Annotated in this window: 18 protein-coding genes and 3 tRNA genes; 6 read left to right on the forward strand and 15 right to left on the reverse strand. The window is 56.3% G+C overall.

What is annotated here, in order from left to right:
• Window positions 1–61: 61 nt before the first annotated feature.
• The gene (locus tag ACE1BR_RS18550) at window positions 62–838 is read right to left on the reverse strand and encodes a hypothetical protein (RefSeq protein WP_374872892.1); all 777 of its coding nucleotides are present in this window, start codon (window positions 836–838) and stop codon (window positions 62–64) included.
• Window positions 839–1,156: 318 nt separating this feature from the next.
• Between ACE1BR_RS18550 and ACE1BR_RS18555 the strand changes: the two genes are divergently transcribed.
• Together ACE1BR_RS18555 and ACE1BR_RS18560 are read left to right on the forward strand one after the other, a co-directional pair.
• Entirely contained in the window at window positions 1,157–2,782 is a 1,626-nt protein-coding gene (locus tag ACE1BR_RS18555) for an MCR-3-related phosphoethanolamine--lipid A transferase (protein ID WP_374872894.1), read from the forward strand.
• 132 nt (window positions 2,783–2,914) lie between these two features.
• The gene (locus tag ACE1BR_RS18560; RefSeq protein WP_374872896.1) at window positions 2,915–3,295 is read left to right on the forward strand and encodes a diacylglycerol kinase; all 381 of its coding nucleotides are present in this window, start codon (window positions 2,915–2,917) and stop codon (window positions 3,293–3,295) included.
• An 80-nt stretch (window positions 3,296–3,375) separates the two neighbouring features.
• Here ACE1BR_RS18560 and ACE1BR_RS18565 read toward each other — a convergent pair whose 3' ends face one another.
• The 8 genes from ACE1BR_RS18565 to ACE1BR_RS18600 all read right to left on the reverse strand — a co-directional run bounded on the left by ACE1BR_RS18565 (window position 3,376) and on the right by ACE1BR_RS18600 (window position 9,685).
• Window positions 3,376–4,080 (reverse strand): AcvB/VirJ family lysyl-phosphatidylglycerol hydrolase, encoded by a 705-nt coding sequence (locus tag ACE1BR_RS18565; RefSeq protein WP_374872898.1) that lies wholly within the window; start codon window positions 4,078–4,080, stop codon window positions 3,376–3,378.
• Window positions 4,081–4,091: 11 nt separating this feature from the next.
• Window positions 4,092–6,641, reverse strand: a complete 2,550-nt coding sequence (mprF, locus tag ACE1BR_RS18570) for a bifunctional lysylphosphatidylglycerol flippase/synthetase MprF (RefSeq protein WP_374872900.1) — start codon at window positions 6,639–6,641, stop codon at window positions 4,092–4,094.
• 152 nt (window positions 6,642–6,793) lie between these two features.
• On the reverse strand, window positions 6,794–6,976 hold the full coding sequence (locus ACE1BR_RS18575; RefSeq protein ID WP_042021685.1) for a hypothetical protein: 183 nt from the start codon (window positions 6,974–6,976) through the stop codon (window positions 6,794–6,796).
• Window positions 6,977–7,030: 54 nt separating this feature from the next.
• A complete protein-coding gene (gene rstB, locus ACE1BR_RS18580) occupies window positions 7,031–8,356 on the reverse strand; it encodes a two-component system sensor histidine kinase RstB (protein WP_374872903.1) in 1,326 nt (441 codons plus the stop codon).
• A gap of 21 nt (window positions 8,357–8,377) precedes the next feature.
• A complete protein-coding gene (gene rstA / locus ACE1BR_RS18585) occupies window positions 8,378–9,088 on the reverse strand; it encodes a two-component system response regulator RstA (protein ID WP_374872905.1) in 711 nt (236 codons plus the stop codon).
• Between the two features lie 278 nt (window positions 9,089–9,366).
• Window positions 9,367–9,442 (reverse strand) — tRNA-His (locus tag ACE1BR_RS18590).
• Window positions 9,443–9,495: 53 nt separating this feature from the next.
• A tRNA-Arg gene (locus ACE1BR_RS18595) sits at window positions 9,496–9,572 on the reverse strand.
• A 36-nt stretch (window positions 9,573–9,608) separates the two neighbouring features.
• Window positions 9,609–9,685, reverse strand: a tRNA-Pro gene (locus ACE1BR_RS18600).
• A 213-nt stretch (window positions 9,686–9,898) separates the two neighbouring features.
• On the opposite strand from ACE1BR_RS18600, the gene folD reads away from it, so the two are divergent.
• Entirely contained in the window at window positions 9,899–10,753 is an 855-nt protein-coding gene (folD, locus tag ACE1BR_RS18605) for a bifunctional methylenetetrahydrofolate dehydrogenase/methenyltetrahydrofolate cyclohydrolase FolD (RefSeq protein ID WP_374872907.1), read from the forward strand.
• Between the two features lie 115 nt (window positions 10,754–10,868).
• On the opposite strand, the gene cspD is transcribed toward folD, so the two are convergent.
• A complete protein-coding gene (gene cspD / locus ACE1BR_RS18610) occupies window positions 10,869–11,087 on the reverse strand; it encodes a cold shock-like protein CspD (RefSeq protein ID WP_005300025.1) in 219 nt (72 codons plus the stop codon).
• Between the two features lie 229 nt (window positions 11,088–11,316).
• On the opposite strand from cspD, the gene clpS reads away from it, so the two are divergent.
• Entirely contained in the window at window positions 11,317–11,634 is a 318-nt protein-coding gene (clpS, locus tag ACE1BR_RS18615; RefSeq protein ID WP_005337111.1) for an ATP-dependent Clp protease adapter ClpS, read from the forward strand.
• Between the two features lie 59 nt (window positions 11,635–11,693).
• The gene (gene clpA / locus ACE1BR_RS18620; protein ID WP_374872909.1) at window positions 11,694–13,946 is read left to right on the forward strand and encodes an ATP-dependent Clp protease ATP-binding subunit ClpA; all 2,253 of its coding nucleotides are present in this window, start codon (window positions 11,694–11,696) and stop codon (window positions 13,944–13,946) included.
• Between the two features lie 68 nt (window positions 13,947–14,014).
• On the opposite strand, the gene infA is transcribed toward clpA, so the two are convergent.
• From infA to aat, 3 genes are all read right to left on the reverse strand, one after another.
• Complete coding sequence (gene infA, locus ACE1BR_RS18625) at window positions 14,015–14,233, reverse strand: translation initiation factor IF-1 (protein WP_005300033.1); 219 nt, start codon at window positions 14,231–14,233, stop codon at window positions 14,015–14,017.
• Between the two features lie 68 nt (window positions 14,234–14,301).
• Window positions 14,302–15,018 carry an arginyltransferase gene (locus ACE1BR_RS18630; RefSeq protein WP_374872911.1) on the reverse strand — a complete coding sequence of 239 codons (717 nt, stop codon included), beginning with the start codon at window positions 15,016–15,018 and terminating at the stop codon, window positions 14,302–14,304.
• The gene (gene aat, locus ACE1BR_RS18635) at window positions 15,003–15,722 is read right to left on the reverse strand and encodes a leucyl/phenylalanyl-tRNA--protein transferase (RefSeq protein ID WP_374872913.1); all 720 of its coding nucleotides are present in this window, start codon (window positions 15,720–15,722) and stop codon (window positions 15,003–15,005) included. Before aat ends, ACE1BR_RS18630 begins: the two co-directional genes overlap by 16 nt.
• Before the next feature lie 19 nt (window positions 15,723–15,741).
• Here aat and ACE1BR_RS18640 point away from each other — a divergent pair, with 19 nt between their 5' ends.
• Window positions 15,742–16,212, forward strand: a complete 471-nt coding sequence (locus ACE1BR_RS18640) for a glycine zipper 2TM domain-containing protein (protein WP_182970877.1) — start codon at window positions 15,742–15,744, stop codon at window positions 16,210–16,212.
• Between the two features lie 100 nt (window positions 16,213–16,312).
• Here ACE1BR_RS18640 and ACE1BR_RS18645 read toward each other — a convergent pair whose 3' ends face one another.
• Both ACE1BR_RS18645 and trxB read right to left on the reverse strand, forming a co-directional pair.
• On the reverse strand, window positions 16,313–17,560 hold the full coding sequence (locus tag ACE1BR_RS18645; RefSeq protein ID WP_374872916.1) for a diguanylate cyclase domain-containing protein: 1,248 nt from the start codon (window positions 17,558–17,560) through the stop codon (window positions 16,313–16,315).
• Between the two features lie 62 nt (window positions 17,561–17,622).
• Window positions 17,623–18,573, reverse strand: coding sequence for a thioredoxin-disulfide reductase (gene trxB / locus ACE1BR_RS18650; protein WP_374872918.1), 951 nt, complete (start codon window positions 18,571–18,573; stop codon window positions 17,623–17,625).
• Window positions 18,574–18,734 lie beyond the last annotated feature (161 nt).

Genomic DNA, 18,734 nt, shown 5'->3' on the forward strand with positions numbered 1-18,734 from the left:
TTTTCTCCCTGCCATTGCGATGGGCACAAACAGTGACAGCGCTGTTTGTGCCCTCGGTTGATTATTCAGTGTCCAGTTTTTGCTGCACCGCGATTCTGTTTTTAATGGTCGCTAGCGAGACCAGCAGTGCGATGGCTGCCAGCAAACTGAACGAGGCGGCATAACGGCTCAATTCCAGCCCGCCACTTCCCAGTGGTTTATCGAGGAAATCACCGACCACGGCGCCCAGCGGTCTTGTCATGATAAATGCGGCCCAAAACAGCAGGGTGCGCGACATCGAGGTCAACAGGTAGGTGACGACGATGGCCAGCAAGATGGCACCAAACAGCAGCATGCTGCCGGTGTAGCCAAACCCGCCATCATCGGCGACCCAGTCACCCAACGCGGTCCCCAGCGTTTGGGAGAACATGATGGTGATCCAGTAGAACATCTCTGTGCGGGGGGCATTGATATTGCCCGTGGAGACGCCACCTTGAAATTTATACCAGACGAAAAAAGAGCCCATCAGCAGAATAGACAGCAGGGTTGATCCTCCTGCGTAACCCAGCCCGAGCGATCGGTCGGCAAAATCGGCCAGGGTGGTGCCGACGGTGGTGGTGGCAATGATGGTGGTCCAATAGAGGGCGGGGTGATAACTGCGGGCTGAAATTTGTGCACTGACGGCGATAACGAAGATAACGGCAAAAATAGCGGTACTCAGCAGATAGCCAAGGTCCATCGACATGGAGACGGCATCGCCACCGGTTTCACCGAGTGTGGTTGCCAGTATTTTGATAATCCAGAATGCCAGGGTGATCTCTGGCACCTTGCTGACTGAAGCGTTGACACTGTTCTGCATAGTCCACCCATCCTGTGATTTGACGACGATCCGTCGAAATCAGCATGTCGGTGATTTCTTAAGAAATGCTTAAGCCCGGTAAAATACTGACAAGAAAACGTTTTTTAACCAGATGACAACCTGCATTGCAGGCATCTCTTCTTAATTTTTTCTTAAGGTTCAAGGCGTACCCTTGCGCCGCACTCCAGATTGTTGACGTAGGTCACAATGTAACGCGCCATTACAAATGGCGGGTTTTGTCCTCATCCAGCTCTGGTACTATCCCTCGCTGGGATGGAATACCTAATCAATGTTTAAAATACCTCTCAGGGAGAATTCATGCCTTCAGTTGTTAAAATAAGAGTTGTGCCATTTATTTTATTGTTGGCGTTGGTGTTTGCCTTTCTGCTGAATTGGCCGATATTGCTCCACTTTTATGAGATCCTCTCCAATCTGGAACACTTCAAGATTGGCTTCGCCATATCCATTCCTGTCCTGCTGGTGGCGGCACTGAATTTCGTCTTTATGCCGTTTTCAGTGCGCTATCTGCTCAAGCCGTTCTTCGCCTTTCTCTTGGTAACCGGCTCTATCGTCAGTTACACCATGCTGAAGTATGGCGTCTTGTTTGATCGCGACATGATCCAGAACATTTTCGAGACCAACCAGAGCGAGGCTTACTCCTATATCAGTTTGCCCATCGTTGCCTGGGTGCTGCTGGCCGGGGTTGTGCCTGCGGTATTGCTCTTTTTTGTCCGGATTGAGTATCCGAAGAAGTGGTATCAGGGTCTGTTCCAGCGCGGCCTCTCCATGGCGGCATCCCTTGCGGTCGTGGGGATCATAGCGGCGTTGTACTATCAGGATTATGTCTCCGTCGGGCGTAATAACCAGAACCTCAATCGTGAGATAGTGCCAGCCAACTTTGTGTACGGCACCACCAAGTATCTCTATAAACGTTACCTGGCAGAGCCTATCCCCTTTACCACACTGGGCGATGATGCCAAGCGGGTGGCGCAAGAGGATAAACCGACCCTGATGTTTTTGGTGGTAGGGGAGACGGCGCGCGGCAAGAACTTCTCCATGAACGGTTATGAGAAAGAGACCAACCCCTTTACCAGCAAGGCCGGGGATGTCATCTCGTTCAAGGATGTGCGTTCATGCGGCACGGCCACAGCGGTGTCGGTGCCCTGCATGTTCTCCAACATGGGACGCAAGGAGTTTGACGATAACCGAGCTCGCAATAGCGAGGGGCTGCTGGATGTGTTGCAAAAAACCGGTGTTTCGGTGTTCTGGAAAGAGAACGATGGCGGCTGTAAAGGGGTGTGCGATCGGGTGCCCAATATCGAGATCCAGCCCAAAGATCATCCCCAGCTCTGCGATAAAAACACCTGTTTTGACGAAGTGGTGCTGCAAAACCTTGATGATGAAGTGGCGCAGATGAAAGGGGACAAGCTGGTCGGCTTCCACCTGATCGGCAGCCATGGCCCGACCTACTACAAGCGCTATCCCGATGCCCATCGCCAGTTCTTGCCGGATTGTCCGCGCAGCGACATCGAAAACTGCACGGACGAGGAGTTGGTCAATACCTATGACAACACCATTCGTTACACCGATTTCGTGATCGCAGAGCTGATCGCCAAGCTGAAAACTTATGAAGCGAAGTACAACACGGCGCTGATCTATGTCTCCGATCACGGCGAATCGCTGGGGGCGCTGGGGCTCTATCTGCACGGTACTCCCTACAAGTTTGCCCCCGATGATCAGACCCGGGTGCCGATGCAGGTCTGGATGTCCCCCGGTTTCTCCCAGGAGAAGGGGCTGGACATGAGCTGCCTGCAGCAGAAGGCCAGTGATACCCGTTACTCCCACGACAACCTCTTCTCCTCTGTGCTGGGGATCTGGGATGTCAAAACGGCGGTTTATGATCAGGGGCTTGATATCTTCAGCCAGTGTCGAACCGTGCAATAAACCCTTATTCGGGGCGCTTGAGCGCCCCTTTTTTTCGCCATTTTTGTTTAATTTGTCACGATAAAACCCTACTAGCGTTCAGCCTCCCTATACGGCAGGGGGCGTGACAATCATGATAAAGAGGAAGAGAACATGGCCAAACCCGGTGTAACAGGGCTGACTCGCATCATTCATGCGACCCACTACAGCATGAAAGGGCTCACCTCGGCTTGGCAGCATGAAGCCGCATTCCGCCAGGAGCTGCTGCTTATTGTGCTGCTGATGCCGCTGGCGTTCCTGGTGGGGGATGGGCTTAACCAGATCTTGCTGCTGATCGTTATCAGCTGGTTGGTAGTGATGGTCGAGATCCTCAACTCCGCCATCGAAGCGGTGGTCGACCGGATTGGTCCGGAGCACCACGAGCTGTCGGGTCGGGCCAAGGATATGGGCTCCGCCGCCGTCTTTATCGCGTTGGCACTCAATGTGCTGGTGTGGGGGGCTCTGGTAGGTCGCAATCTGCTTGGCTGGTGGTAAGGGGCTGTTCGGACTGTGCGTGTCACATGTCAGATAGCGCAAAGGGGCGGCCAGGTGCCGCCCCTGTTCATGGTGGCCGATCAGGGGGTGATCAGGGTCAGGTGTTTGGTAATGGCCTGATAGAGCTGCGGGTAGTCATCTTCAAAGTGGTGTCCCCCCAGCAGGGTCACAGTAGTGACATTGGGCTGGTTTAGGCGGGGACAGAGCCGGTCGTTGTCATCGTCATCGGCACCTTGCAGGCAGAGCATCGGTACCCCCCGGATAGTTTTTACCTGGGGTTCGGTCGGGTAGCTGCGGGCTTTGTGGGTGAGCATGTCGCTGACGTGGATCTCGAAGTCCGAACTGGTGGACGGAGAGAGCATGACGGCGCCCACCAGCGTCTGGCGGTAGCGTTCCGGCAACCGGTTGATGACGAAGGGGACTATCTCTGCCCCAAACGAGAACCCGACCAGTGCCCAGCGCGGGCGTTGCCAGCGGGACTGATAATCATCGAGGATCCGCTCCAGATCAGCGGTCACCTGCTCCGGGGTTTTCTTCTTCCAGTAGTAAGTGAGAGAACTCCAGCCTACCACCGGCATGTCGTGTTGTTGCAACTGGGCGCTCAACCCCTTGTCGAGGGCAGCCCAGCCCCCATCGCCGCTGAGAAAGACCACCATGGGGGCGTCGGAGGGGTGGGCAACCGGCAGTTCAATCAGGCTCAGATCATCTTTGACCGAGGCGGCCTGCACCGTAAATGACGAGATGGGCAGGACGAGACTAAGTAACAGCAAAATCAAGGCTCTCATTGGCCATGCTCCTATTTCTTGATCAGCCCCAGCGGGCCGCGGCTAATCAGGGTGATCAGGTGAGTCAGGGTTCTGGGCAGCACCAGTTTGCTGCTGCAGAGCAGGTAGCGTGGCTCCCAGTGGGGCGAAAATTTTTCTTTGTAGCGTCTGAGCCCCTGAAAGTTGTAAAAACGGCTGCCCCGCATAAACAGGGTGTTGCCAAGGCGATCCCAGTAGCTGCCGAGCGGGTGATCGTTGAAGCCGGACATGGGGGCCATCCCCAGATTGAAGCTGGTATACCCTTGTGCCTTGCCCCAGAGCAGCAGTTCGACAAACAGAAAATCCATGATGGGGGCGGTGCCGGTATCGAGGCTGTAGCGCATCAGATCGATGGAGAGACTCTCTTTGTTGTCGCTTACCCAGAGGTTGGCAAAGCCGACGATCTGCCCCTCGTGCATCACCAGTGCTGCCGGGCTGAGGGTGAGGTAGTCGGGATCGAACCGGCCCACCGAAAAGCCCTTCTCTTTGCCCATTTTGTTCTGCATCCAGGCATCGGAGACGGCGTGCAGCCGCGGTAGCAGGGGGGCAACGGCAGTGGCATCCACGACCTCGAAGGTCAGCCCTTCCCGTTTGCCCTTGGTGTGGCTCTGGCGCAGGTTGCGTAACCGGCTGCCCGCCAGATCGAAGGTGGCCAGATCCACCATCGCCTCTTCGCCGAGTTTGAACGGGATCAGCCCCAGCTCCAGATAGAGCGGAAGATAGCGGGCCGAGACCTGATAGAAAACCGGATTGGCATCGTGCTCGTCACAGCGCTCGCGAAATTGCCAGAGCAGTTCTTCGACCAGCTCCGGGCGGCCAATCGGATCACCCATTACGATCCAGCTGTTGCCCTCAATGCCATACATCAAAAATGCGTCGCCAGCGGGGTGAAACAGCAGGCATTTATCTTTCAGCTGGGCCAGATAGCCGTGACCCCCGCCGTTGCGAACCACCAGCGCATGGGCGCGTGCCAGCTCCTCTTTATCCGGCTTGTTGCCGACGACCCGCAGCGGCGCCAGCAACTGGGCAACGCCGACCACCGCCAGCACGGCCACCACGCTACCCATGGCGCGCAGACCGCGGGCAGCACCACCGTGAGGCGAGAAGTGAAACCAGAGGGCGTGGTCATACTCCACCTGACGGTAGGAGAAGAGCAGCAACCAGAGCGCGCCCAGCAATACCGCCCCGACCGAGATGAGCCAGCCCGGGGTAAATTGGGCATGGAGCAGGGAGCCCTTGCGATAGAAGAGCGGGCGGCAGGGGCTCATGATCAGCAGAAAGCCACCGAGCAGCAGGGCGGACTCCCAGTCTCCCCCCTTGAGCAGGGAGAAGGCCATGCCCAGTAACAGCAGTAACTGGGTGATGCGAAAGGCGGCATCGTGGCGGCGATAGAGGCTGCGAGCCAGCAAGATCAACAACACCCCGCTCACGCTGCCGAGCACGTGGGAGAGCTCCAGCAGATGGAGTGGCAGCACCTGCAGCAGCGTTTCGATACGGCTGCGCATGGTCGGGATCATGCCCGAGCAGAGCAGCAGGCTGCCTGCGGCAAAGGTGCCCAGGCTGATGAGGGCGGGCAGAAACTCGCGCACCGCACTCATGATCTCCTGCAGTCGCTGCCAGCGCGCCTTCTGCTGCAACATCTCCTGACTGGTAAAGAGCAGCAGGGCGCAGAGGAAGGGGAGCACGTAGTAAATGCAGCGATAGAGCAGCAGCGAGGCGAGCAATTTGTCGACCGGCAGATAGTGGGCCAACAGCAGACTCATGCTCGCTTCGAATACCCCGATCCCGCCTGGCACGTGGGCCAGTACGCCGAGAAAGCTGGCCAGAACGAAGGCACTGAGCAGCACAGGGTAGGGGACGCTCTCGGCTGGTAGCAGGACAAAGAGCACTGCGGCTGCGGCCATCCAGTCGATCAGGGCAACCAGCAGTTGCAGCAAGCGTACTTTGACGCTGGGCAGGGTCAGCGAGTGCTTCCGCCAGGAGAGGCGTGGCCAGGGCCAGCAGAGATAAGTCACCACCAGCAGCAGCGCCATGGTGCCAGCCAGATTGAGCAAGGTATCTGCCCAGTGCGGCCAGTCCGGCAGTAATTGTGAGACATCGCTGGTCAGCAGGGCACTACCGCCCCAGGCCAGCAAGCCGAGGAAGAAGGTGATGGAGCAGAACAACACCACTCGGGCCACTTCGCCGGTGGCAAGACCCAGGCTGGAGTAGATACGGTAGCGTACCGAGGTGCCGGTCAGCAGGGCAAAGCCAAGGGTATTGGAGAAGGTGTAGGCGATAAACGAGGTCACACCCACTTGCTGCCAGGGAAGTCGCTTGCCCAGCGCATGGAGGGCCAGCAGGTCGTAGCAACAGAGACAGCCATAGCTGAACAGGGTCAATAGCAGCGCGGTGGCCAGCAGGGGGAGCGGCTGCGACCAGACTGCGATACGAATGTCATGCCAGTGCCAGGAGTGAGTCAGGTGATAGAGCACGGTCAGCGCAGTGCCCAGCAGCAGCAAGCTGCAGAGGGGGCCTAGCCATTTAAGTAGATGACGCCACATGCCATGTTCCTGTGGTCATTGACCGCTTCCCGCAAGGGGGAGGCGTGTCGTGGATCCGGTTTGGACGAGTGAGGCGCTCGTCAGGAAAATATCGGGAAGATATGGAAAGGGAGGCATCAGCCTCCCTCTGTGCTATCCAGTGATCGGTTGGATCACTTGGTTTTCGGCGCGACTTTGACGGCAGGGGTTTTGGCGTGGGTGGTTTTATGGTGTTTTTTCACCACTTTGGTCTGGGTCGCTTGCGGTGCTGCCGCTTTGGTCGGAGTGGCAGCCATGGTGAAACCGGAAGTCAGGGCGAAGACGGCAGCCAGAGTCAGGGGGATAATTTTTTTCATGTTCAATTTCCTTATTCGGATTGGTGATATGGAGCGTTTCTCCATGACTTCATCCTATGACTGTTGCGGCCGTGCTTCAGTGAGTGGTTGGTGACGGTTTGTATCCAAATGTACAGGCAGGGTGATGCAGAAGCGGGCACCGTGGTCACTGGCCAGCAGCGATACATCGCCCCCATGATGGCGGACAATACTGCGCACGATGGCGAGCCCCAGACCGGTGCCACCGGTGCGGCGATCCCTGCTCTGATCAAGGCGGACAAATGGCTCGAAGATCTGAGGTGCGAGCGCGGGGTCGATGCCTGGCCCGTCGTCGCTCACCTCCAGCAGATAGTTCTCTTGCAAGCGAGAGATGGACAAGGTGACCTGCTGCCCGGCGTAGCGCAAGGCGTTGCCGATGAGATTCTCAACCGCCCGCGTCAGCAGACGTTGATCGCCACACCAGGGCATCTTGATGGCGGGTAGCACGAGGTTCAGCCGCTTCTCCGGCCGCAATGCCTGCCAGTCACCGAGGTGGTGCTGCGCCCAGCTGGCCAGCTCCAGATCATCTCGTTGCAAAGGCAGTTCTGGCCGATCCAGCCTGGCGTAGGTCAACATCTCTTCGATAAGGGAGTCCAGCGCCCCCAGATCCCGCTCCAGTGCCAGCTGCTCTGCCTGTGAGGGTTGGGGATCCAGCATGGCGAGTCGATAGCGCAACCTGACCAGCGGAGTTCGCAGTTCGTGAGCGATGGCGTCAGTGAGCTGCTTGCGGCTGGCGAGCATGGCTTGCAATTGGGCGGTCATCTGATCAAAGGTGCGGCCGACCCGGGCCAGGCTGCTGCCAGCAGGCAGGTCGGTACGGCAGGAGAGATCGCCATCGCCCACCCGGCGCGCAGTCTGCTCCAGTTGCTGCAGGCCACGCCAGTGGGGACGCAGCCAGAGCAGGATAGGGAGTCCGAGGGAGAGGCCAATGAGCAGCAGTAGTCCCACATCGACCCAATGCAGCTCGTGCAGATAGGAGAGATAGGGCACCGGACCGACGATCAGTACCTGATCGGTATCCGGGATGCGTTGCAGGAACGTGTCATCCTCTTCGACGATGACGATATTACCGGCAGCCAGAAAGGCTTGATCCTCGCTGGCCAGCGGTTGACCTGCCAGCTCGCCGACCTTGAGGGGGAGGGTGAACTGGCTGCTCTGCTCGGCCAGCCGCTCCGACCAGTGCTGCGGCGGGGTTCTTGCCAGCTCGCCGGTCAACAGGCCCAGAGAGCCCTGCATCATCCGCTCGAGGTAACGGTCACCCGCCCGTTCAGCTGTGACCTGATAGACCACGCCAACCAGCAGGATCGCCAGAGTAAAGCAGCCGATCAGCAACAGATAGAACTGGATAAAGAGACGGCGCATGGCGATGCTCCCTGAAGGTGGTTATTCCCAGGCGTGGGGGACGAAGAGATAGCCTTTCTGGCGGACCGTCTTGATCCGGGTCGGGTTGTTGGTGTCATCCCCGAGCTTGCGGCGCAGGCGGGAGATGGCCACATCCATGCTGCGATCCTGGCCGTCGTACTCGCGGCCACGCAGGCTGCGAAACAGGGCTTCCCGCCCGAGAATTTGGCCCGCGTGACAGGCGAGTTCCCACAACAGATCAAAATCGGCGGTCGAGAGAGCGATACTTTCGCCATCAAGCCGCACATCCCGACCCGGACCATCGACGTGCAAGCGGCCAAATTGCAGCTGCTGGGGCACGTTGCTGCTGGCAACAGGCTGGATTGTCGTCTGTTGGTGCTGGCGAAACTGCACCCGCAGTCTGGCCAGTAGCACGGGGGGCGGGGTGGTTTTGAGAATATAGTCGTTGGCTCCGAGCTCCAGACTCAGGATCTGGTTCATGTCGCTGTCCAGCGAGGTCAACATCACGATGGGTCCATCGAAGCGTGGGCGCAGATCCCGGCAGAGGGACATGCCATCCTGTCCCGGCAACATGATATCGAGCAGCACCAGATCGGGTTGTTCGGTTTCGACTCTGGCCAGTGCCATGTCCCCTCTGGGCTCAAGGATCACCTCCATGTCGTGGCGGCCAAGCCAGCTGCTGATGAGTTGGCCAATCTCGGGATCATCTTCAACAAAAAGAATGCGTTGCATAGAAAAGCTCCATCTGGAGGCAGGAGAAAAGCGGCACCGGCCAGCATAACAATGCCTTGGCGGAAATCCACATAAAGAACTCGGCAACGGGTGAGAGGGTTAAATGGTAAGAACTGCGGCAGTCCGGGAGGCAAGGGAGGCCAGACGATCTGGGGGGATGGGGGCTTAACGGCGAAGCGCAGACACAAAAAAACCGGCCGAGGCCGGTTTTTCGCGGTGCAGAGCAGAGTCTGACACCAACTCGATGGCAGTGAATGGTCACTGCTATCGAACAATAATGGGGTGGCTGATGGGGCTCGAACCCACGACAACCGGAATCACAATCCGGGACTCTACCAACTGAGCTACAGCCACCACTGAAATCTTCATTAATGCTCGTTACCCAACATAGGAAAAGAGAACATTAATGGCGCGCCCTGCAGGATTCGAACCTGCGACCCACGGCTTAGAAGGCCGTTGCTCTATCCGACTGAGCTAAGGGCGCTTTTCTCGACCCGCCTGAGTGGCAAATCGATAAACTTGGTCGGTGATAAAGGATTCGAACCTTTGACCCTCTGGTCCCAAACCAGATGCGCTACCGGACTGCGCTAATCACCGAAAATCCCTGACCAGCATATCGACATGCGTCGTACTGGACAACGGGCGGGCATCATAGCCAAGCGTACGGGCCAGCGTCAACGTATTTTTCCCCCAGTAAATTCAAGTGCCTACTTATTGCCCGCCGCAGGGCTGACGTGCGTCTGCCGCTAACATCCCTGCTAAAAAAATGCGACAATGCGCGGCAGTTGAACACATGGTGAGTGGAGAACGATGTCTGCCAAAATCATAGATGGAAAACAGGTTGCGCAAACGATTCGCAGCCAGGTCGCGGCGCAAGTCCAACAGCGGTTGGCGGCAGGGAAACGGGCTCCAGGGCTGGCAGTCATTCTGGTAGGGGCAGATCCTGCCTCTCAGGTCTACGTTGGCAGCAAACGCCGGGCGTGTGAAGAGGTCGGTTTCCTCTCTCGCTCTTATGATCTGAGTGCCACCGCTAGCCAGGAAGAGCTGCTGGCGTTGATCGACCAACTGAATGCTGACAGTCATGTCGATGGCATTCTGGTTCAGTTGCCGTTGCCGGATCACTTCGATACCACTCAGGTGCTGGAGCGGATCCACCCAGACAAGGATGTCGATGGCTTCCACCCGTATAACGTAGGCCGTCTGGCCCAGCGTATTCCGGCGCTGCGCCCCTGCACCCCGAAAGGGATCATGACGCTGATTGAGACCACCGGCGTCAAGACCCACGGCCTGCATGCGGTCGTCGTGGGGGCTTCCAACATAGTGGGGCGTCCCATGACCCTCGAATTGTTGCTGGCGGGCTGCACGACCACGACCTGTCACCGCTTTACCCGGGATCTGGAAGATCAGGTACGCCGTGCCGATCTGCTGGTGGTTGCGGTCGGCAAGCCCAACTTCATTCCGGGCGAGTGGATCAAGCCGGGGGCGCTGGTTATCGATGTGGGCATCAATCGTCTGGCTGATGGCTCGCTGGTCGGCGATGTGGAGTTTGAGACGGCGCGCAACCATGCCTCCTTCATTACGCCAGTACCCGGTGGGGTGGGGCCGATGACGGTGGCCAGCCTGATGGAAAACACCCTGATCGCCTGCAACGACTATCACGACTGATCTGAGCTGATGCTACTGCAGTGATCTGATCCTGCCGCGAATCGCCAGAATTTTGACAATAAAAAACCGGTTTCTCACAGAGGAACCGGTTTTTTATTTATCCAACGGGTGTTTTTTACATATTTTGTGCTTCGTTTGGCACAATGACAGAAGCGTGATTTCCTTTCGGCCCCTGTTGCAGTTCAAAATTGACGGCCTGACCCGCTTTCAGGGTCTTGTAGCCCTCCATTTGAATCGTGGAGTAGTGAGCGAAGATATCCTCACCGCCCCCTTCCGGACAGATAAACCCAAATCCTTTTGCGTTGTTAAACCACTTAACTGTGCCGGTTGCCATACTTCTACATCCTTTTATTGATTACCCTGAAGTCGTTGAGTAACCTGCGCCAGCCCATTATAACTAGGGATATGAGTCCGTAGCAGACGGACACAGATTAGCAAGTAACCAATCTAGTCTAACTTTTGAGCGAGTCAAGGAGTTGTTAACAGCTGATGTGATCTGGTTAACAAGTCTATTGACAACCTTGTGTTAGACGGTAGTAATCTAGAGGTACCAAAGCGCGATTATGAGCAAGCAGAAAGAACTCTTTGCTAATGAAGAGATTGCAGAAGCAGAGAAGACCAAGCTGCAGCCGCCACCCATGTATAAGGTTGTGTTGAACAACGATGATTATACGCCGATGGAGTTTGTGGTGGAGGTGCTGCAAAAGTTCTTTGGTATGGATTTGGACAAGGCGACTCAGGTCATGCTGAGTGTGCATTATAGTGGTAAGGGTGTCTGCGGCATGTTTACTGCAGAGATCGCCGAAACCAAGGTTGTCCAGGTCAACACCTATGCACGTAACAACGAACATCCACTGCTATGCACTATGGAAAAGGCTTGAATCTGATGACTTGATGGCGAGTGTGACACCACATTGTAGCTGTACTAGGGGAGGTGCCTATGTTGAATAAAGATCTGGAAAAGACGCTGAACGAGGCTTTTAAACTGGCTCGTGACGAGCGCCACGAATTCATGACTGTCGAGCACCTGTTGTTAGCCCTTTTGGATAACAGCTCAGCCCATGAGGCGCTGAGTTCCTGTGGTGCCGATGTCGAGCAGATGCGCAAGGAGATCCGCGCATTCATCACCCAAACTACTCCGCTTATTCCGCGCGATGATGAAGATCGGGAAACCCAACCGACCCTGGGCTTCCAGCGCGTATTACAACGTGCCGTCTTCCATGTGCAATCCTCTGGCAATACCGAAGTCAGTGGTGCCAACGTACTGGTCGCTATCTTCAGCGAGCAGGAGTCTCAAGCCGCTTACTTCCTGAAAAAGGCCGAGATCAGTCGCCTCGATGTGGTTAACTTCCTCTCTCACGGGGTGCGCAAGGATAGCAAACCGGATGTCAGCAGTAACAATCCGGAATCCGATGATGATGTTTCTGCGGCCCAGATTGAGAGCTTTGCGACCAACCTGAACCAGTTGGTGCTGGAAGGGCGCATCGATCCCCTGATTGGCCGTGATCAGGAGCTCAATCGTACCATTCAGGTGCTCTGCCGCCGCCGCAAGAATAACCCTTTGCTGGTGGGCGAGGCTGGAGTGGGCAAGACCGCGATTGCTGAAGGTCTGGCTTACCGCATCGTCAAGGGTGATGTGCCTGAAGTGATTGCCGGTAGCACCATCTACTCGCTGGATATGGGCTCTCTGCTGGCAGGAACCAAATACCGCGGTGATTTCGAGAAGCGCCTCAAGGTACTGCTCAAGCAGATTGAGCGCCAGGAAGGGGCCATCCTCTTTATCGACGAGATCCACACCATCATTGGTGCAGGTGCTGCCTCCGGTGGTCAGCTGGATGCGGCCAATCTGATCAAACCGCTGCTCTCCAATGGCTTGCTGCGCTGTGTCGGATCAACCACCTATCAGGAATATGCCCAGATCTTCGAAAAAGACCGAGCTTTGGCCCGTCGCTTCCAGAAGATCGATATCACCGAGCCGACCGTGGATGACACCACCCGTATCTTGATGGGGCTCAAAAGCCGCTACGAGGCTCACCATGGGGTGCGCTATACCGCCAAGGCTATCCGCGCTGCGGCAGAATTGTCAGCCAAGTACATCAACGATCGTCACTTACCGGACAAGGCAATCGACGTGATCGATGAGGCAGGGGCTGGTCAGCGCTTGTTACCCGCGAGCAAGCGCAAGAAAGTGATCAATGTGCAGGAAATTGAGTCCATTGTTGCCAAGATTGCCCGCATTCCGGAAAAATCAGTCTCCTCTTCGGATAAAGAGGTGCTGAAGAACCTGGAGCGCAATCTGAAGATGGTGGTCTTTGGTCAGGACAAGGCGATCGAGGTACTGACCGATGCCATTCGCCTCTCGCGCTCAGGTTTAGGTAACGAGCGCCGCCCAGTAGGTTGCTTCCTCTTTGCTGGCCCAACCGGAGTGGGCAAGACCGAGGTTACCCAACAGCTTGGCAAGGCGTTGGGCGTGGAGATGCTGCGCTTTGATATGTCCGAGTATATGGAGCGTCATACCGTCTCACGTCTGATTGGTGCGCCTCCAGGATATGTCGGTTTTGAGCAGGGCGGCTTGCTGACCGATGCGGTGATCAAGCATCCTCATTCGGTGGTGTTGCTCGACGAGATCGAGAAAGCGCACCCGGATGTGTTCAACCTGCTGCTGCAGGTGATGGACAACGGTACTTTGACGGACAACAACGGGCGCAAGGCTGATTTCCGCAATGTGATCCTGGTGATGACTACCAACGCCGGTGTGCAGGAGACCCAGCGCAAGTCGATCGGCTTCCAGCAGCAGGATCTGAGTCACGATGCCATGGCGGTGATCAACAAGACATTCAGTCCGGAGTTTCGCAATCGACTGGATCACACCATCTGGTTCAACCATCTCGATATGACGGTGATTCATCAGGTGGTCGACAAGTTCATCGTCGAGCTGCAGGTGCAGTTGGATGCGAAAGGGGTATCTCTCGAGGTGTCCGAACGTGCTCGCCACTGGCTGGCAGAGAAAGGGTATGACAGAGCAATGGGTGCCCGACCGATGGGGCGGGTTATCCAGGAGCACCTCAAGAAGCCGTTGGCTAACGAGATCCTGTTCGGCTCACTGGTTGATGGGGGGATTGTGAAGGTTGAGTTGGTAAATGACAGCCTCAGCTTTGATTTTCAGGTCAATGTTGAAGCTGTTTCCCACTAAGCATCAGTGATCAGAAAACGACAAAAAACCCCAACCGAAAGGTTGGGGTTTTTTGCTGAATTCCTGGCTTAGCGAGAGCGGAAAACAATACGTCCCTTGGAGAGATCGTAGGGAGTCAGTGCTACCGTTACTTTGTCTCCAGTCAGGATACGAATGTAGTTTTTGCGCATCTTGCCTGAAATATGAGCGATAACCACGTGACCATTCTCCAGTTCCACACGGAACATGGTATTGGGCAGGGTTTCGAGAATAGTGCCCTGCATCTCAATACTGTCTTCTTTAGCCATTGAATCCTCTTGATAAGCCACAACAAAAAACCGCTGGATCATGCCGGATTTAAGGCTATGTGTAAAGTTTACTCGGGCTTGGTGTCGATATTTTTCCATTCCCCCTGAATTAACAGCTCATGAGGGAGGTAATTGCGCTTGTAATTCATCTTGCGGCACTCCTCCACCAGATAACCGAGATAGAGCCAGCTTCGTCCGGTTCGTTTTGCCAGATCGAGTTGGCAGAGGATGGCAAAAGTACCGAGTGAACGATCGGCATAGTCCGGATCAAAGAAGGTGTACATGGCGCTCATGGAGTGGGGCAGCAGGTCGGTTGTAGCTACGCCGACCAGGCGGCCCTCCTTGCGCATCTCCAGATAGAGCGGTGGCATCCAGTCACAATGGAGAAACCCGCGATACTGGCTGCGGTTGGGGGGATACATGCTGCCATCGTGGTGGCGCTCGCGGATATAACGTTCGTAGAGCTGGTAATACTCGGGCTTGTCATCGTAGCTCAGGACGATCTCGAGATCCCTGTTGAGCTGTCGTATCCGCTTCTGGCCGCGGCTTGGACGAAATCGTTCGCTATGAATACGCAGGGATTGGCAGGCATTGCAAGCCGGGCAGTGGGGACGATAGATGTCGTTGCCACTGCGGCGGAAACCGGCGGTCAACAATCGCTCGTAGCCGCTGGCATTGAGCAGGCTGTGATCCATCAGCACCAGCAACTGTTCCTGCTCATGATCCAGATAACTGCAGGGATGCTTGGGGGTGAGCCCTACTTTGAGGATCACTTCTTCAGACATAAGCGGATCTCTCCCTCTTGCCAGCATGAGCCCTGCAGCGGTTGGTGACGCAGCTGTGCCAGTTCAGCCAGAAAACGCGCTCTTGGCCACTCCTCGATGCCCAGGGTTGCAAGAAACGGATTTTGCATCTGGCAGTCGATGAGAGCGCCACCATGCCGGGCAAAGTGCTGGCACAGCGCTACCATGGCCAATTTGGCGCCGTTATCGATATAACTAAACATGGATTCACCACAGAACAACCGGCCAATCGACAGGCCGTAGAGGCCCGCTTGCAGTTTTCCCTCCTGCCAGATCTCGACCGAATGGGCATGGCCCAGACGGTGAAGCCGCTGGTAAGCCTCGATCATGGGTTGGCTGATCCAGGTGTCATCAGCAGTGCGACGAGGTGCGGCGCAGGCATTGATTACCTCATTAAAGGCGTGATTGACGGAAATATCGAATGAGGTACGACGGATAAACTTCTGCAAGGTGCGTCCCACATGCAACCGTTCAGGGCGGATCACCCCGCGCGGATCCGGTGACCACCACAGGGTTGGCTGGTGGGGTTCATTCCAGGGGAAGATCCCCTTGTGGTAAGCTGCCAGCAATCTGGCAGGGGAGAGATCCCCGCCAATCGCCAGTAAACCGTTGGGTTCTTCCAACGCGTGGCTGGGGTCCGGGAACCAGCAAAGCTCATCATCCAGTTGAGTGAGATAGCGAGACATAAGGCAACGAGGTTTATAGATGAAGGCCATTATCCTGATAGTATCCAGCTTGCTCTGCTTTGTCACGGCACCCGCCGGGGCGGAAGTTTACCAGCGCAACACGGCGCGACCAGTCAATCAGGTGGTGTTTGGTCAGGTCGAAACGGTGCGCAATATTACTCAACGTCAGATCCTGGAGTCCGAGCACTCTGGCTGGAAGACGTTGGGCGGGGCTGTGCTGGGTGGCTTGCTTGGCAACCAGTTTGGTGGCGGCCACGGCCGTGAAATTGCCACCGCTGTCGGGGCGCTGGCTGGGGCGGCTGCAGCGCAGCAATATCAATCAGAAGGTACTGTGGTGGAAAACAAGCTGGTCGAGCTGCTGATCCGCAACGAGCAGAATGCCCTTATCAATGTGATCCAGGATTATGATCCGGCCATGGTCTTCACCAGCGGCGATAAAGTCCGGATTCTCTATTTTGATGACGGCGTGCGCGTCGACAAGACGTTTTAAGAATATTGATGCGAAGAGGTGCAGAAGAGGGAGATAACCCGCAGACTTTCGAGTGGGCAGAAAGTCTTGCGGGCGGTAATACACGGGACTGGGCTTGGAATTAGATGGCACTCTCTTGCGAGACTATCTTGTCACGGCCGGTGTTCTTGGCCTGATAAAGCAGCCGATCCGCTTCGCTTAGCGCCTCGTCCATTGATACCCGCCCGACACTTATTACGCCATAGCTGGCGCGCACAAAAAGCGGGATCTCTGATGACAAGGGCTGCAGGCGTAACTGCTGGCGCAGCCCTTCAAGACGCTTGTTCAATACCGGCACGGTGCAATGGGGCACCATCAGGGCGAACTCCTCGCCGCCAAAACGGGCGATCATGGCATCGGGGAAGAACTGAGTCAGATGGAGGGTCAGGTGGCAGAGCAACTGATCGCCGACAGTATGGCCCCAGTGATCGTTGACCTGTTTGAAGTGATCCACATCGAGGACACAGAGCGTGAGGGGAGTTTGCTGACGCTGCTGCTCCTCAAACCATTTCACTCCTTCGTTGAACCAGTAGCGCCGGTTATAAAGACCGGTCAGATAGTCGCGATTGGCTGACTCCTGAATGCTGTTGAACTGCTCTATGGCTTCCAGATTGTGGCTGACCCGGCACTGCAGCTCTTCCGGTTCAAAGGGTTGGTTGAGAAAGTCGTTTGCTCCCTGTTTGAGGTAACGGGCTGAAAGGCCACGTTTGTCCGAGACCGAGATTCCGATAATCGCCAGTTGCTGCTTGCTGTAACGCTCTCTCAGCATCCTCACCAGACTGATGCCATCGATATCCGGCATGTAGTAGTCGACCAGTGCCAGTCGAATGCCCGGGTGCAGCTCCAGCAGCGCCATTGCTTCACGGGCATGGCTTGCCTCATGGACCTGCAACAGCTGCTTGCGTAACTGAGCCATGGTGCGGTGACGGGAGGTGCGTGAGTCATCGACCACCAGTACTTCGATGGATTGGTTGAGATAGAGGCGGTGCACCAGACTGACCGCATATTGCAGCGAGTGGCGCGAATCCTTCATCACATAGTCCAGTACGCCGGTTTCCAGCCAGGCGGCACGTTTATCCTCGCTGATGTCGGCGGTGAGGATCACTACCGGTAAACCTCGAGCCAGCAGCTCGTTCACCGCCTCTCCACGGGGCGCATCCGGCAAGGTCAGATCCACCAGTGCGACCACATACTCCTCTCCCCGGCAGTGACGGGCGCCTTCAAGGGTATCAAACGCATCGATCTCTAGGCCTGTCTGTTGGGCAATAGCTTGGGTCAGCATGCGGCGAATGGTCATGCTGTCTTCGACTATCAATATCTTCTGTTTCATTAGACTCCTGCAAATAAAAAAGGCATACCGATTGGTATGCCTTATATCACATCTGCGCTTGTTTATTGCGCGTCGAGGTAGCGTTCTGCATCGAGGGCTGCCATGCAGCCGGTACCGGCAGAGGTGATGGCTTGACGGTAGTTATGATCTGCCACGTCACCTGCGGCAAACACCCCTTCAATACTGGTCTGGGTCGCGAAGCCGTCGAGGCCTCCACGCACTTTCAGATAGCCGTTTTGCATCTCCAGCTGGCCATCAAAGATCTGGGTGTTGGGCTGGTGACCGATGGCGATGAAGACCCCCATCAGCGGCAGCTCACTGGTGCTGTTGTCCTGGGTATTGCGCAGGCGCACACCGGTGACCCCCATCTGATCGCCCAGTACTTCGTCCAGGGTTTGGTGGGTGTGCAGCACGATATTGCCGCTCGCGACCTTGTCGTGCAGGCGCTTGATCAGGATCTTCTCGGCGCGGAACTCGTCGCGGCGATGAATGAGGTGCACCTTTTTGGCGATGTTGGCCAGATAGAGCGCTTCCTCTACGGCGGTATTGCCGCCGCCGATCACGGCTACTTCCTGATTGCGGTAGAAGAAACCGTCGCAGGTGGCACAAGCGGAAACGCCGCGACCCTTGAAGGCCTCTTCAGAGGGAAGACCCAGATACTTGGCGGAGGCGCCGGTGGCGATGATCAGGGCATCGCAGGTGTATTCACCGTTGTCCCCTTTGAGGCGCAGCGGGCGCTGGGTCAATTCGACGCTGTTGATGTGATCAAACAGAATGCGCGTATCGAACTTCTCCGCGTGAGCTTTCATGCGCTCCATCAGGGCCGGACCTGTCAGGCCTTCCGGATCGCCGGGCCAGTTCTCTACCTCGGTGGTGGTGGTGAGCTGGCCACCTTGTTGCATGCCAGTGATGAGCAGGGGATTGAGGTTGGCGCGGGCGGCATAGACGGCTGCAGTGTAACCGGCCGGGCCTGATCCTAAGATCAGCAATTTGCTGTGAGTGACTTGGCTCATGATGTGATTTCCGAGACGTGATGAGTTTGCGCGATTGTAGGTAATTCGTGATCCGGGGTCAAAGGTCAGTGAGCCGATTGTTTCAATCGGCTTCCCGCATCAGCGCGCAATCCTGTCGGGTGATAAAGGAGATAAAAAAACCGCCCATCGCGGGCGGATTT

The organism is Aeromonas sp. MdU4, assembly GCF_041929505.1.
Taxonomy (GTDB): domain Bacteria; phylum Pseudomonadota; class Gammaproteobacteria; order Enterobacterales; family Aeromonadaceae; genus Aeromonas.

What these genes read in the sequence shown, in the direction of transcription:
- ACE1BR_RS18550 (WP_374872892.1), bottom strand. Translation starts at nt 838, where the DNA reads ATGCAGAACAGTGTCAACGCTTCAGTCAGCAAGGTGCCAGAGATCACC.
- ACE1BR_RS18555 (WP_374872894.1), top strand. Translation starts at nt 1,157, where the DNA reads ATGCCTTCAGTTGTTAAAATAAGAGTTGTGCCATTTATTTTATTGTTG.
- ACE1BR_RS18560 (WP_374872896.1), top strand. Translation starts at nt 2,915, where the DNA reads ATGGCCAAACCCGGTGTAACAGGGCTGACTCGCATCATTCATGCGACC.
- ACE1BR_RS18565 (WP_374872898.1), bottom strand. Translation starts at nt 4,080, where the DNA reads ATGAGAGCCTTGATTTTGCTGTTACTTAGTCTCGTCCTGCCCATCTCG.
- mprF (WP_374872900.1), bottom strand. Translation starts at nt 6,641, where the DNA reads ATGTGGCGTCATCTACTTAAATGGCTAGGCCCCCTCTGCAGCTTGCTG.
- ACE1BR_RS18575 (WP_042021685.1), bottom strand. Translation starts at nt 6,976, where the DNA reads ATGAAAAAAATTATCCCCCTGACTCTGGCTGCCGTCTTCGCCCTGACT.
- rstB (WP_374872903.1), bottom strand. Translation starts at nt 8,356, where the DNA reads ATGCGCCGTCTCTTTATCCAGTTCTATCTGTTGCTGATCGGCTGCTTT.
- rstA (WP_374872905.1), bottom strand. Translation starts at nt 9,088, where the DNA reads ATGCAACGCATTCTTTTTGTTGAAGATGATCCCGAGATTGGCCAACTC.
- folD (WP_374872907.1), top strand. Translation starts at nt 9,899, where the DNA reads ATGTCTGCCAAAATCATAGATGGAAAACAGGTTGCGCAAACGATTCGC.
- cspD (WP_005300025.1), bottom strand. Translation starts at nt 11,087, where the DNA reads ATGGCAACCGGCACAGTTAAGTGGTTTAACAACGCAAAAGGATTTGGG.
- clpS (WP_005337111.1), top strand. Translation starts at nt 11,317, where the DNA reads ATGAGCAAGCAGAAAGAACTCTTTGCTAATGAAGAGATTGCAGAAGCA.
- clpA (WP_374872909.1), top strand. Translation starts at nt 11,694, where the DNA reads ATGTTGAATAAAGATCTGGAAAAGACGCTGAACGAGGCTTTTAAACTG.
- infA (WP_005300033.1), bottom strand. Translation starts at nt 14,233, where the DNA reads ATGGCTAAAGAAGACAGTATTGAGATGCAGGGCACTATTCTCGAAACC.
- ACE1BR_RS18630 (WP_374872911.1), bottom strand. Translation starts at nt 15,018, where the DNA reads ATGTCTGAAGAAGTGATCCTCAAAGTAGGGCTCACCCCCAAGCATCCC.
- aat (WP_374872913.1), bottom strand. Translation starts at nt 15,722, where the DNA reads ATGTCTCGCTATCTCACTCAACTGGATGATGAGCTTTGCTGGTTCCCG.
- ACE1BR_RS18640 (WP_182970877.1), top strand. Translation starts at nt 15,742, where the DNA reads ATGAAGGCCATTATCCTGATAGTATCCAGCTTGCTCTGCTTTGTCACG.
- ACE1BR_RS18645 (WP_374872916.1), bottom strand. Translation starts at nt 17,560, where the DNA reads ATGAAACAGAAGATATTGATAGTCGAAGACAGCATGACCATTCGCCGC.
- trxB (WP_374872918.1), bottom strand. Translation starts at nt 18,573, where the DNA reads ATGAGCCAAGTCACTCACAGCAAATTGCTGATCTTAGGATCAGGCCCG.